1 protein-coding gene is annotated in these 15678 nt (G+C 67.3%); it reads left to right on the forward strand.

Going from position 1 to position 15678, the window contains the following annotated elements:
- Positions 1-57 precede the first annotated feature (57 nt).
- On the forward strand, positions 58-15582 hold the full coding sequence (locus ASC95_RS21410; RefSeq protein ID WP_057299723.1) for a hypothetical protein: 15525 nt from the start codon (positions 58-60) through the stop codon (positions 15580-15582).
- The last annotated feature ends 96 nt before the right edge of the window (positions 15583-15678 follow it).

A 15678-nucleotide genomic window follows, 5' to 3' on the forward strand; every position in this document is an offset into this window, starting at 1 on the left:
ATGGCCCAACGCCGCCATGCCGCAAGGCAAGGCGGCCATCAGTACAGGTGAGAAAACATGTCAACCGTCATCCCCGGCATTTCGCCATCTGTCATCCCGAACCTCAGCACGACGACGATCCGAAATTGGACGACGGAGGACTACGCGGCCCTCAGCACCGACCAGCTGATCGCGTTCACCACCGCCCAGGCCTCGGTCATCCTGTCCAGCAGCCTGGCGGTCCTGAAGAGCGACCAGATCCGGGCCTTCCAGACCGAAGACCTGCGGGCCATCGCAACCAGCGCCCTGGCCGGCTTCAGCTCTGACCAGATCCAGGCCCTCAAGACCGACCAGGTCCAGGCCCTGAGCACCTCGCAGATCGCCGTCCTGTCGACGGTCCAGATCCAGGGCCTGAGCAGCGCCGACATGGTGGCGCTGACCTCCGCCCAGATCGGCGCGCTGACGTCCGCCCAGCTGGGCAACCTCTCCACGGCCCAAATAGCCGCCGTCGAGACGGCCGACATCAAGTCGATCACCACCGCCGCGTTGCGCAACCTGTCGTCCACCCAGTTGGACGCCTTCACCAGCGACCAGCTCCGCGCCCTCTCCAGTGGCCAGGTCAATTCACTGACGACGAGTCAGGTCAATACGCTCGGTACGGCTGACCTGAACAGCCTGAGCAGCAGCCAGTTCGCCAACCTCTCCACGGCCCAGGCCCAGGCCCTGACCGCCACCCAGCTCGGCAACCTGGCCACCGACAACCTGAACGCGCTGGGCACGGGCCATTTCGCCGTACTGTCGTCGACCCAGTTCGGCGGGCTGACCACCAGCCAGCTGGCCAAGCTCGAGACCGCTGACCTGCGTGCGGTCACGACCGCCGCCCTCAGCGGCCTGTCATCCGACCAGGTCGGCGCCCTGGCCAGCGACGCCGTGGGCTCGCTGACCACCAGCCAGATCGCAGCCCTGGGCAGCAACCAGGTTCAGGGCTTGACCACCGCCGACATGGTTGCGCTGACTTCAGCGCAGGTCTCTTCGCTCACCTCCACCCAGGCGGCCAAGCTCTCCACGGCCCAGATCGCGGCCATCGAGACCGCGGACGTCAAGGCGCTGACCACCGGCGCCCTGCGCAATCTGTCGTCCGACCAGCTCGACGCCTTCACCAGCGACCAGCTGCGTGCGCTCAGCAGTGGCCAGATCAATTCGCTGACGACGGCCCAAGTCAACACGCTCGGCACGGCCGACCTGAACAGCCTGACCAGCGGCCAGTTCGCCAACCTGTCGTCCGCGCAGGTCCAGGCGCTGACCAACACCCAGCTCGCCAATCTCGCGACCGATAACCTCAATGCCTTGGGCACCGCCCAGTTCGCAGCGCTGAACTCCAGCCAGTTCGGCGCTCTGACGACAGGCCAACTCGGCAAGCTCGAAACCGCCGACCTGCGCGCCGTCACGACCGCGGCCTTGAGAGGCCTGTCCTCCGACCAGATTGGCGCCCTGGCCAGCGACGCCGTGGGCTCGCTGAGCACCGCCCAGGTGGCCTCGCTGGGCACCGCCCAGGTCAAGGGCTTGACCACCGGCGACATGGTTGCCCTGACCTCGGGTCAGGTCGCCGCGCTGAACTCAACCCAAGCCGGCACATTGTCGACCGCCCAGTTGGCGGCCATCGAGACGGCCGACATCAAGTCGCTGACCACGGGCGCCCTGCGCAACCTGTCCTCCGACCAGCTCGACGCCTTCACCAGCGACCAGCTGCGCGCCTTGAGCAGCGGCCAGGTCAATTCGCTGACGACGGCCCAGATCAACACGCTGGGTACGGCCGACCTGAACAGCCTGACCAGCAGCCAGTTCGCCAACCTGTCCACGGCCCAAGCCCAGGCGCTGACCAACACCCAGCTCGCCAACCTCGCCACCGACAACTTGAACGCGCTGGGCACGGCTCAATTTGCGGCCCTGTCGTCCAGCCAGTTCGGCGCGCTGACCACCGGCCAGCTCGGCAAGCTCGAAACCGCCGACCTGCGTGCGGTGACTACCGCAGCCCTCAACGGCTTGTCCTCTGATCAAGTCGGTGCGCTGGCCAGCGACGCCGTCGGCTCGCTGACGACCGCTCAAGTTGCTTCGCTGGGCACCGCCCAGATCGACGGCCTGACCACGGGTGACATGGTCGCCCTGACTTCGGCCCAGGTCGCTGCCATCAATTCGGCCCAGGCCGGCAGCCTGTCCACCGCCCAGCTCGCGGCCATCGAGACCGGTGACATCAAGTCGCTGACCACCGGCGCCCTGCGCAATCTGTCGTCCGACCAGCTCGACGCTTTCACCAGCGACCAGCTCCGCGCGCTCAGCAGCGGCCAGATCAACTCGCTGACGACGGCCCAGATCAACACACTGGGTACGGCGGATCTGAACAGCCTGACCAGCGGCCAGTTCGCCAACCTGTCGTCCGCGCAGGTCCAGGCGCTGACCAACACCCAGCTCGCCAACCTGGCGACAGACAACCTCAACGCGCTGGGCACCGCCCAGTTCGCTGCGCTGAGCTCCAGCCAGTTCGGCGCATTGACCACCGGCCAGTTGGGCAAGCTCGAGACGGCCGACCTGCGCGCCGTCACCACCGCTGCGCTCAACAATCTGTCGTCCGACCAGGTCGGCGCATTGGCCAGCGACGCGGTCGGCTCGCTGTCGACCGCTCAAGTGGCCTCGCTGGGCACTGCCCAGATCAAGGGCCTGACGACCGGTGACATGGTCGCCCTGACCTCGGGTCAGGTTGCAGCGCTGAACTCCACGCAGGCGGGCAGCTTGTCCACCGCGCAAATCGCTGCGATCGAGACGGCCGACGTCAAGTCGCTGACGACGGGTGCCCTGCGCAACCTGTCTTCCGACCAGCTCGACGCTTTCACCAGCGACCAGCTCCGCGCGCTCAGCAGCGGCCAGATCAACTCGCTGACGACGGCCCAGATCAACACACTGGGTACGGCGGATCTGAACAGCCTGACCAGCGGCCAGTTCGCCAACCTGTCGTCCGCGCAGGTCCAGGCGCTGACCAATGCCCAGCTCGCCAATCTGGCGACGGACAACCTCAATGCGCTGGGCACCGCTCAGTTTGCGGCACTGAACTCCAGCCAGTTCGGCGCGCTGACGACCAACCAGCTTGGCAATCTCCAGACGGCCGACCTGCGCGCCGTCACCACGGCCGCACTCAACGGCCTGTCCTCAGACCAGGTCGGTGCGCTCGCCAGCGACGCCGTCGGCTCGCTGACCACCGCTCAAGTGGCCTCGCTGGGCACCGCCCAGATCGACGGCCTGACCACGGGTGACATGGTCGCCCTGACCTCCGCCCAGATCGCTTCGCTGAACTCCACGCAGACGGGCTCTTTGTCCACCGCCCAACTGGCTGCGATCGAGACGGCCGACATCAAGTCGCTGACGACCGGCGCCCTGCGCAACCTGTCCTCCGACCAGCTCGACGCCTTCGCCAGCGACCAGCTCCGCGCGCTGAGCAGTGGCCAGATCAACAGCCTCACCACCGGCCAGATCAACACGCTGGGTACGGCGGATCTGAACAGCCTCACCAGCAGCCAGTTCGCCAACCTGTCCTCGGCCCAAGTCCAGGCACTGACGAACACCCAGCTCGCCAACCTCGCCAGCGACAACCTCAATGCCCTGGGCACCGCCCAGTTCGCGGCGCTGTCGTCCAGCCAGTTCGCGGCGCTGACCACCGGCCAGCTTGGCAAGCTCGAGACCGCTGACCTGCGCGCCGTCACGACGGCTGCCCTCAACGGCCTTTCTTCCGACCAGATCGGCTCACTGGCCAGCGACGCCGTCGGCTCGCTGTCGACCGCTCAGGTAGCCTCTCTGGGCACTGCCCAGGTCAAGGGCCTGACCACGGGCGACATGGTCGCCCTGACCTCGGCCCAGGTCGCCTCGCTGAACTCGACCCAGGCGGGTGCGCTCTCCACCGCCCAGATCGCCGCCATCGAGACGGCCGACGTCAAGGCCATCTCCACCGGCGCCCTGCGCAACCTGTCATCGGATCAACTGGACGCCCTGACCAGCGACCAGCTGCGCGCACTGAGTTCGACGCAGCTGAACGCGCTGACCACCAGCCCGCAGCTCGTCAACATCTCCACGGGCGACCTGAACGTGCTGACGACGGCCCAGATGGCCAACCTGTCGACAGCCCAGATCCGTTCGCTGACGACCGACCAGCTCGGCAACCTGTCGACCGACAACCTCAACGCCCTGGGCAGCGCCCAGTTCGCGGCCCTGTCCTCCAGCCAGTTCGGTGCACTGACGACCAGCCAGCTCGGCAAGCTCGAAACCGCTGACCTGCGTGCGGTCACGACCGCCGCCCTCAACGGCCTCTCCTCAGACCAAATCGGCGCCCTGGCCAGCGACGCCGTCGGCTCACTGACCACGGCGCAAGTCGCCTCTTTGGGCACTGCGCAGATCAAGGGCTTGACCACGGGCGACATGGTCGCGCTGACCTCGGGCCAGGTCGCCTCGCTGAACTCCACGCAGGCAGGCAGCCTGTCTACCGCGCAACTGGCCGCGATCGAGACTGCAGACGTCAAGTCGCTGACCACGGGCGCCTTGCGCAATCTGTCTTCCGACCAGCTCGACGCCTTCACCAGCGATCAGCTCCGCGCCTTGAGCAGCGGCCAGGTCAATTCGCTGACGACAGCACAGATCAATACGCTGGGCACGGCCGACCTCAACAGCCTGACCAGCGGCCAGTTTGCCAATCTGTCCTCGGCCCAAGTCCAGGCACTGACCAACACCCAGCTCGCCAACCTCGCCACGGACAACTTGAACGCGTTGGGCACGGCCCAGTTCGCAGCCTTGTCGTCTAGCCAGTTCGGCGCGCTGAGCACCACCCAACTGGCCAAGCTCGAGACTGCCGACCTGCGCGCCGTCACGACCGCTGCCCTCAACGGTCTGTCTTCCGATCAAGTCGGTGCGCTGGCCAGCGATGCCGTCGGCTCGCTGACCACCGCTCAAGTCGCTTCGCTGGGCACCGCCCAGATCGACGGCCTGACCACGGGTGACATGGTCGCCCTGACCTCCGCCCAGATCGCTTCGCTGAATTCCACGCAGGCGGGCTCCTTGTCCACGGCCCAATTGGCCGCCATCGAGACCGCGGACGTCAAGTCATTGACCACCGGCGCCCTGCGCAACCTGTCGTCCGACCAGCTCGACGCCTTCACCAGCGATCAACTGCGCGCCTTGAGCAGCGGCCAGATCAACTCGCTGACGACCAGCCAGATCAATACGCTGGGCACGGCCGATCTGAACAGCCTGACCAGCAGCCAGTTCGCCAACCTGTCCTCCGGTCAAGTTCAGGCGCTGACCAACACCCAGCTCGGCAACCTCGCCACTGACAACCTGAACGCGCTGGGCACCGCCCAGTTCGCAGCCCTGTCGTCCAGCCAGTTTGGTGCGCTGACCACCGGCCAACTCGGCAAGCTCGAAACCGCTGACCTGCGCGCCGTCACCACAGCAGCCCTCAATGGCCTGTCCTCAGACCAGGTCGGTGCTCTGGCCAGCGACGCCGTCGGCTCGCTGACCACCGCTCAAGTCGCCTCGCTGGGCACGGCCCAGATCAAGGGCCTGACCACCGGCGACATGGTCGCCCTGACCTCGGCCCAGGTCGCTGCGCTGAACTCCACGCAGGCGGCCAGCCTGTCCACCGCCCAACTGGCGGCCATCGAGACGGCTGACATCAAGTCGCTGAGCACAGGTGCGCTGCGCAATCTATCTTCCGACCAGCTCGACGCCTTCACCAGCGACCAGCTGCGTGCGCTCAGCAGCGGCCAAGTCAACAGCCTGACCACGTCCCAGATCAACACACTGGGCACGGCCGATTTGAACAGCCTCACCAGCGGCCAGTTCGCCAACCTGTCCTCTGGCCAAGTCCAGGCGCTGACCAACACCCAGCTCGCCAACCTGGCGACAGACAACCTGAACGCGCTGGGCACCGCCCAGTTCGCGGCGCTGAACTCCAGCCAGTTCGGTGCATTGACGACGAGCCAGCTCGGCAAGCTCGAAACCGCTGACCTGCGTGCCGTCACGACGGCCACCCTCAACGGCCTGTCTTCCGACCAGATCGGCGCGTTGGCCAGCGATGCCGTCGGCTCGCTCACGACGGCGCAAGTGGCCTCGCTGGGCACCGCCCAGATCGACGGCCTGACCACGGGTGACATGGTCGCACTGACCTCGGCCCAGGTCGCGGCCATCAGTTCGACCCAGGCCGGCAGCCTGTCCACCGCCCAGATTGCCGCCATCGAAACCGGCGACGTCAAGTCGCTGACGACTGGCGCCCTGCGCAATCTGTCGTCCGACCAGCTGGACGCCTTCACCAGCGACCAGTTGCGTGCGCTCAGCAGCGGCCAGATCAATTCCCTGACCACGGGCCAGATCAATACGCTCGGCACGGCGGACCTGAACAGTCTCACCAGCAGCCAGTTCGCCAACCTGTCCTCGGGCCAGGTCCAGGCGCTGACCAACACCCAGCTCGCCAACCTGGCGACAGACAACCTCAATGCCCTGGGCACCGCTCAGTTCGCGGCGCTGTCGTCCAGCCAGTTCGGTGCGCTGACCACCGGCCAACTGGGCAAGCTGGAGACGGCCGACCTGCGCGCCGTCACCACTGCAGCCCTCAATGGCCTGTCCTCAGACCAGGTCGGTGCGCTCGCCAGTGACGCGGTCGGCTCGCTGACCACCGCTCAAGTCGCTTCGCTGGGCACCGCTCAGATCGACGGCCTGACCACGGGTGACATGGTCGCCCTGACCTCCGCCCAGATCGCTTCGCTGAACTCCACGCAGGCAGGCTCTTTGTCCACGGCCCAACTGGCTGCGATCGAGACGGCCGACATCAAGTCGCTGACGACCGGCGCCCTGCGCAATCTGTCCTCCGACCAGCTCGACGCCTTCACGAGTGACCAGTTGCGCGCCCTGAGCAGCAGCCAGATCAACTCGCTGACCACCAGTCAGATCAACACGCTGGGCACCGCCGACCTGAACAGCCTGACCAGCGGCCAGTTTGCCAACCTGTCCTCCGGTCAGGTTCAAGCGCTGACCAACACCCAGCTCAGCAATCTCGCCACTGACAACCTCAACGCCCTGGGCACCGCCCAGTTCGCGGCGCTGAGTTCCAGCCAGTTCGGCGCCCTGACCACCAGCCAGTTGGGCAAGCTGGAGACGGCCGATCTGCGTGCCGTCACGACCGCGTCGCTCAACGGCCTGTCCTCAGACCAGGTCGGTGCGCTGGCCAGTGACGCCGTGGGCTCGCTGACGACCACTCAAGTGGGCTCGCTGGGTACCGCCCAGATCAAGGGCCTGACTACCGGCGACATGGTCGCCCTGACCTCGGCCCAGATCGCTGCCATCAATTCGACCCAGGCTGGTAGCCTGTCCACTGCGCAAATCGCTGCCATCGAGACGGCCGACGTCAAGTCGCTGACCACCGGCGCCCTGCGCAACCTGTCCTCCGACCAGCTCGACGCCTTCACCAGCGACCAGTTGCGCGCCTTGAGCAGCGGCCAGGTCAATTCGTTGACGACGGCCCAGATCAACACGCTGGGCACGGCCGACCTGAACAGCCTCACCAGCAGCCAGTTCGCCAACCTGTCGTCCGCGCAGGTTCAGGCGCTGACCAACACCCAACTCGCCAACCTGGCCACGGACAACCTCAACGCACTGGGCACGGCCCAGTTCGCGGCGCTGTCATCCAGCCAGTTGGGCGCGTTGACCACTGGCCAGCTCGGCAAGCTCGAAACGGCTGATCTGCGCGCCGTCACGACCGCCGCATTGAACGGCCTGTCTTCCGATCAGGTCGGCGCCCTGGCCAGTGACGCCGTGGGCTCGCTGACGACCGCTCAAGTGGCCTCACTGGGCACCGCCCAAATCAAGGGCCTGACCACCGGCGACATGGTCGCGCTGACCTCAGCCCAGGTCGCTGCCATCAATTCGACCCAGGCCGGTAGCCTGTCCACGGCGCAAATCGCTGCGATCGAGACGGCCGACGTCAAGTCGCTGTCCACCGGTGCCCTGCGCAACCTGTCCTCCGACCAGCTCGACGCCTTCACCAGCGACCAGCTCCGCGCCTTGAGCAGCAGCCAGGTCAACAGCCTCACCACGAGCCAGGTCAACACGCTCGGCACGGCCGACCTGAACAGCCTGACCAGTGGCCAGTTCGGCAACCTGTCCTCGACCCAGGTCCAGGCGCTGACGAGCACCCAGCTCAGCAACCTCGCCACAGACAACCTGAACGCGCTGGGCACCAGCCAGTTCGCTTCCCTGAACTCCGGCCAGTTCGGCTCGCTGACCACCGCCCAACTCGGCAAGCTCGAGACCGCCGACCTGCGCGCCGTCTCGACGACCGCGCTCAACGGCCTGTCTTCCGACCAGGTCGGCGCCCTGGCCAGCGACGCTGTTGGCTCGCTGACCACGGCACAGGTCGGCTCGCTGGGCACCGCCCAGATCAAGGGCCTGACCACCGGCGACATGGTCGCCCTGACCTCGGGCCAGATTGCCGCCATCAACTCCAACCAGGCGGGCGCACTGTCCACCGCCCAGATCGCTGCCATCGAGACGGCTGACGTCAAGTCGATCTCTACCGGCGCGTTGCGCAACTTGTCCACCGATCAGCTCGATGCACTGACGAGCGACCAGCTGCGCGCCCTGTCGTCCACCCAGCTGAACGCGCTGACCACCAGCCCGCAGCTCGTCAACATCTCCACGGGCGACCTGAACGTGCTGACGACGGGCCAGATGGCCAATCTGTCGACGGCGCAGATCCGTTCGCTGACGACAGACCAGCTCGGCAACCTGGCGACCGACAACCTCAACGCGCTGGGCACTGCCCAGTTCGCGGCCCTGTCGTCCAGCCAGTTCGGCGCGCTCAGCACCAGCCAGCTGGCCAAGCTCGAAACGGCTGACCTGCGTGCCGTCACGACCGCAGCCCTCAATGGCCTGTCTTCCGATCAAGTTGGTGCCCTGGCCAGCGACGCCGTCGGCTCGCTGACGACGGCGCAAGTCGCCTCGCTGGGCACCGCCCAGATCAAGGGCCTGACCACGGGTGACATGGTCGCCCTGACCTCGGGCCAGGTCGCCTCGCTGAACTCCACGCAGGCAGGCAGCCTGTCTACCGCGCAACTGGCCGCGATCGAGACTGCTGACGTCAAGTCGCTGACGACTGGCGCCCTGCGCAACCTGTCGTCCGACCACCTTGACGCCTTCACCAGCGACCAACTGCGCGCGCTCAGCAGCAGCCAGGTCAACAGCCTCACCACGAGCCAGGTCAACACGCTCGGCACGGCCGACCTGAACAGTCTGACCAGCGGCCAGTTCGCCAACCTGTCCTCGGGCCAGGTCCAGGCGCTGACCAGCACCCAGCTCGGCAACCTCGCCACCGACAACCTGAACGCGCTGGGCACCAGCCAGTTCGCTTCCCTGAACTCCGGCCAGTTCGGCTCGCTGACCACCGCCCAGCTCGGCAAGCTCGAGACCGCTGACCTGCGCGCCGTCACGACGGCCGCCCTTAACGGCTTGTCTTCCGACCAGGTCGGCGCTCTGGCCAGCGACGCCGTCGGCTCGCTGACCACGGCACAGGTGGGCTCGCTGGGCACGGCCCAGATCAAGGGCCTGACCACGGGCGACATGGTCGCCCTGACCTCGGCCCAAATTGCCTCCATCAACTCCAACCAAGCGGGTGCGCTGTCCACCGCCCAGATCGCCGCCATCGAGACCGGTGACGTCAAGTCCATCTCCACCGGCGCCCTGCGCAACCTGTCGACGGACCAACTCGACGCCCTCACGAGCGACCAGCTGCGCGCGCTGAGCTCGACGCAGCTCAATGCGCTGACGACCGCCCCGCAGGTCAGCAATCTGTCGACGGCCGATCTGAATGTGCTGACCACCGGCCAGATTGCCAATCTGTCGACAGCCCAGGTCCGCGCGCTGACCACCGACCAGCTCGGCCACCTGACCACCGACAACCTCAATGCGCTGGGCACCGCTCAATTCGCGGCGCTGAGTTCCAGCCAGTTCGGTGCGCTGAGCACCAGCCAACTGGGCAAGCTCGAAACCGCTGACCTGCGTGCCGTCACGACCGCCGCCCTCAATGGCCTGAGCTCCGACCAGATCGGTGCGCTGGCCAGCGACGCCGTCGGCTCGTTGACCACTGCCCAGATCGCTGCACTCGGCACCGACCAGATCAAGGGCCTGACCACGGGTGACATGGTGGCCTTGACCTCGGCCCAGGTCGCCGCCCTCAACTCCGCGCAGGCGGCTGTGCTGTCCACGGCCCAGATTGCCGCCATCGAGACCGCTGACGTCAAGTCGCTGTCCACGGCTGCGCTGCGCAACCTGTCTACGGACCAGCTGGATGCCCTCACGAGCGACCAGCTGCGTGCCCTGTCCTCCACCCAGCTCAATGCGCTGACCACCAGCCCGCAGCTCGCCAACCTGTCGACGTCCGACCTGAACTCACTGACGACCGGCCAGATGGCCAATCTGTCGACGGCCCAGGTCCGCGCGCTGACCACTGACCAGCTCGGCCATCTGAGCACGGATAACCTCAATGCCCTGGGCACCGCCCAGTTCGCGGCGCTGAGCTCCAGCCAGTTCGGTGGCCTCGCCACCAGCCAGCTGGCCAAGCTCGAAACGGCTGACCTGCGCGCCGTCACCACGGCGGCTTTGAATGGCTTGTCCTCCGACCAGGTCGGTGCCCTGGCCAGCGATGCCGTCGGCTCGTTGTCCACGGCGCAGGTCGCCTCGCTGGGCACCGCCCAGATCAAGGGCCTGACCACCGGTGACATGGTCGCCCTGACCTCGGGCCAGATCGCCTCGCTGAACTCCACGCAGGCCGGCAGCCTGACCACGGCCCAGATCGCCGCGATCGAGACAGCCGACGTCAAGTCGCTGACCACCGGTGCCCTGCGCAACCTGTCCTCTGACCAGCTCGACGCCTTCACCAGCGACCAGCTGCGTGCGCTGAGCAGCAGCCAGGTCAACAGCCTGACCACGGCCCAGGTCAACGCCCTGGGCACGGCCGACCTGAACAGCCTCACCAGCGGCCAGTTCGGCAACCTGTCTTCGACCCAGGTCCAGGCCCTGACGAGCACCCAGCTCGCCAACCTCGCCAGTGACAACCTGAACGCCCTGGGCACGGCCCAGTTCGCAGCCCTCACTTCGGGCCAGTTCGGCGGCCTGAGCACCAGCCAACTGGCCAAGCTCGAAACCGCTGACCTGCGCGCCGTGACGACGGCCGCCCTCAATGCCCTGAGCTCCGACCAGATCGGTGCCCTGGCCAGCGACGCGGTCGGCGCCCTGTCCACGGCGCAAGTCGCCTCGCTGGGCACCGCCCAGATCAAGGGCCTGACCACGGGTGACATGGTCGCCCTGACCTCGGCCCAGGTCGCCGCCATCAACTCGGCCCAGGTGGCCGGCCTGTCCACCGCCCAGATCGCGGCCATCGAGACGGCCGACATCAAGGCCCTGTCGACGGCTGCCCTGCGCAACTTCTCGACCGACCAACTGGACGCGCTGACCAGCGACCAGCTGCGTGCGCTGTCCTCGGCCCAGCTCAACGCGCTGAGCACCAGCCCGCAGTTCGCCAACCTGGGTACCGCCGACCTGAACGCGCTGACCACCGGCCAGGTCGCCAGCCTGTCGACGGGGCAAGTCCGTGCGCTGACTTCCGATCAGCTTGGCAACCTGAGTACCGACAACCTCAACGCCCTGGGAACCGCTCAATTCGCGGCGCTGAGCTCCAGCCAGTTCGGCGCCCTCGCCACCAGCCAGCTGGCCAAGCTCGAGACGGCCGACCTGCGCGCCGTCACGACGGCAGCCCTCAACGGCCTGTCTTCCGACCAGGTCGGTGCTTTGGCGAGCGACGCCGTCGGCGCCATGACCAGCGCCCAGGTGGCCTCGCTGGGCACCGCCCAGATCCAGGGCTTGACCACGGGTGACATGGTCGCCCTGACCTCGGCCCAGGTCGCGGCCCTGAACTCTGCCCAGGCCGGCTCGCTGTCCACCGCCCAGGTCACCGCCATCGAGACGGCCGACATCAAGTCGCTGACGACCGGTGCCCTGCGCAACCTGTCCTCCGACCAGCTCGACGCCTTCACCAGCGACCAGCTCCGTGCGCTGAGCAGCGGCCAGGTCAACAGCCTGACCACGGCCCAGATCAACACCCTGGGCACGGCCGACCTCAACAGCCTGAGCAGCGGCCAGTTCGCCAACCTGTCCACGGCCCAGGTCCAGGCGCTGACCAACACCCAGATCGGCAACCTGAAGACGGACAGCCTGAACGCCCTGGGCAGCTCGCAGTTCGCGGCCCTGTCGTCCAGCCAGCTCGGCGCCCTGACCACCAGCCAGCTGGCCAAGCTCGAAACCGGTGACCTGCGTTCGGTCTCGACGGCGTCCCTCAACGGCCTGTCGTCCGACCAGATCGGTGCCCTGGCCAGCGACGCCGTCGGCGCCATGACCACGGCCCAGATCGCCGGCCTCGGCACGGCCCAGATCCAGGGCCTGAGCACGGCCGATATGGTGGCCCTGACCTCGGGCCAGATCGCGGCGCTGAACTCCGCCCAGGCGGCCAGCCTGTCCACGGCCCAGATCGCGGCCATCGAGACCGCCGACATCAAGTCGCTGTCCACCGCCGCGCTGCGCAACCTGTCCACCGACCAGCTCGACGCCCTCACCAGCGACCAGCTGCGCGCCCTGTCCTCGGCCCAGCTCAATGCGCTGAGCACCAGCCCGCAGTTCGCCAACCTGGGTACCGCAGACCTGAACGCGCTGACCACCGCCCAGGTCGCCAACCTGTCCACGGCCCAGGTCCAGGCGCTGACCAGCGTCCAGCTCGCCAACCTGGCGACGGACAGCCTCAACGCGATGGGTTCGGCACAGTTCGCGGCCCTGTCGTCCAGCCAGTTCGGTGCGCTGACCACCAGCCAGCTCGGCAAGCTCGAAACCGCCGACCTGCGCGGCGTGACGACCGCGGCCCTCAACGCGCTGAGCTCAGACCAGATCGGTGCGCTGGCCAGTGATGCCGTCGGCACGCTGACCACGGCGCAGGTCGGGTCGCTGGGCACCGCCCAGATCAAGGGCCTCAGCACGGCCGACATGGTCGCGCTGACCTCGACCCAGGTCGCGGCCTTGAACTCTGCCCAGGCCGGCACGCTGTCCACCGCCCAGTTGGCGGCCATCGAGACCGGCGACATCAAGTCGCTGTCCACGGCCGCCCTGCGCAACCTGTCCTCCGACCAGCTCGACGCCTTCACCAGCGACCAGCTGCGCGCACTGAGCAGCGGCCAGGTCAACAGCCTGACCACGGCCCAGATCAACACCCTGGGTACGGCCGACCTGAACAGCCTGACCAGCGGCCAGTTCGCCAACCTGTCCTCCGGCCAGGTGCAGGCCCTGACCAACGCACAGCTCGCCAACCTGGCGACCGACAACCTCAACGCCTTGGGCACCGCGCAGTTCGCTGCGCTGGGTTCCAGCCAGTTCGGCGCGCTGACCACCAGCCAGCTGGGCAAGCTGGAGACAGCCGACCTGCGCGCGGTGTCCACCGCCGCGCTGAACGCGCTGAGCTCAGACCAGGTCGCGGCGCTCGCCAGTGATGCCGTCGGCTCGCTGACCGCGACACAGGTGGGTGCACTGGGCACGACCCAGATCCAGGGCCTGAGCACGGCCGACATGGTGGCCCTGACGTCGACGCAGATCGCCGCGATCAGCTCGACGCAAGCCGACGTGTTGTCCACGGCCCAGGTCGCCGCCATCGAGACGGCCGACATCAAGTCGCTGTCCACGGCAGCCCTGCGCAACCTGTCGTCCGACCAGCTCGACGCCTTCACCAGCGACCAGCTGCGCGCACTGAGCAGCACGCAGATCAACAATCTGACGACGGCGCAGATCAACACTCTGGGCACGGCCGACCTGAACAGCCTGACCACCAGCCAGTTCAGCAACCTGTCGTCCGCCCAGGCCGAGGCACTCACCACCAGCCAGCTCGGCCACCTGGCCACCGACAACCTCAACGCCCTGGGCACGGCGCAGTTCGCCGCGCTGGACTCCGACCAGTTCGGCGCGCTGACCACCAGCCAGCTCGCCAAGCTGGAAACCGCCGACCTGCGCGCCATCACGACGGCCGCCCTGGCCGGCCTGGATTCCGACCAGTTCGCCGCCCTGTCGACCGACCACATCGCCGCGCTGAGCACCGCCCAGGTGCTGTCGCTGACGACTGCTCAGCTCGACGGCTTCTCGGCAGCCGACATGACGGCGATGAGTTCGACGCAGATCTCGGTGCTGACGACGGAACAGGCAGCCTCGTTGTCGACTGACCAGATCGCGGCCATCGACGCCACGGACCTGGCCAAGCTGTCCACGGCCTCGCTGCGTGCCCTGACCGACACCCAGCTGGCAGCCCTGACGACCGACCAGCTGACCGGCCTGGCTGGCCGCGTCAATGTGCTGACGACCAGCCAGATCAACCACCTGTCCACGGACGACCTGAACTCGTTCACGGCCTCGCAGTTCGGCGTCATGACCTCGAGTCAGGTCCAGTCCTTCAGCACCGACCAGATGAGAGCGCTGGAGACCGACGACCTGCGCGCCCTGACCACGGCCAACTTCGCGGCCCTGAGCAATGCGCAGATCGACGCCATCACCACGGCCCAGTTCACGACGCTGAAGGTGACCCAGATCACCGCGCTGACGACGGACCAGGCCGCCGCGCTGACGACCGACCAGGTCCATGCCATCACGACCGACCAGGTCGCAGGCCTGGAGACCCGCGACATCGCCGCCATGAGCATGGCCCAGTTGGACGCGTTGACCAACGCGGCCGTCGGCGAGATGAACGGCGCCCAGCTCGACGCCTACTTCTCCAAGACGCCGATCGTGCTCGACCTGGACGGCCACGGCGTCAACACGCTGGCCGCCGCCCAGGGCGTCAACTTCGACCTGATCGGCTCCGGCCACGTGGACAAGGTCGGCTGGATTGCCGGCGGCGATGGCCTGCTCGTCATGGACCGCAACCTCGACGGCATCATCAACAACGGCAGCGAGCTCTTCGGCATGGGCACCATCCTGGCCAATGGCAAGCACGCCAAGGACGGCTATGCCGCCATGGCCGAGCAGGACAGCAACCATGACGGCAAGCTCGACAGCCACGACGCCAACTGGAAGCAGCTGCAGGTCTGGGTCGACGCCAACCATGACGGCAAGACCGACGCCGGCGAACTGAAGACGCTGGACGAAGTGGGCATCGCTTCGCTCGACCTGAACGCCACCAAGGGTTCGGGCAGCGACCACGGCAACCTCATCGGCCTGGTCTCCAGCTACACGACCACCGACGGTGGCAAGCACGATGTGGCCGACGTCTGGTTCGCCAAGGACGTGCAGCCGCAAAAGGCCGACGACGGCAAGGACGCGACGGTCAGCCTGAGCGACCTGCTGACCGCGCCGGCCGACGCCCTGCTGGGGGCGCCATCCGTGGACCTGGCCAGGGCAGCCCTGCCGAACGCCGACGCCCACCTCGCGGCCATCGACCGCAAGTTGGCCGAGGATGACGAGCACCGTCGCAACAACGGCGGCAACTGGATCTGAGTCTGATCTCCTGACGTCGGCACGGGGTGCCGGCCCACGCAGGCCCTGTGGTGCAAACCGCGGGGCCTGCTTCTTTGCTGGGCTTGAAAAGCGGAC

Origin of the sequence: Pelomonas sp. Root1217, assembly GCF_001425705.1 — a bacterium.
Lineage (GTDB): Bacteria > Pseudomonadota > Gammaproteobacteria > Burkholderiales > Burkholderiaceae_C > Pelomonas.

Excerpts from the sequence above, each read along its gene's own strand:
- ASC95_RS21410 (WP_057299723.1), top strand. The coding sequence starts at position 58 with ATGTCAACCGTCATCCCCGGCATTTCGCCATCTGTCATCCCGAACCTC.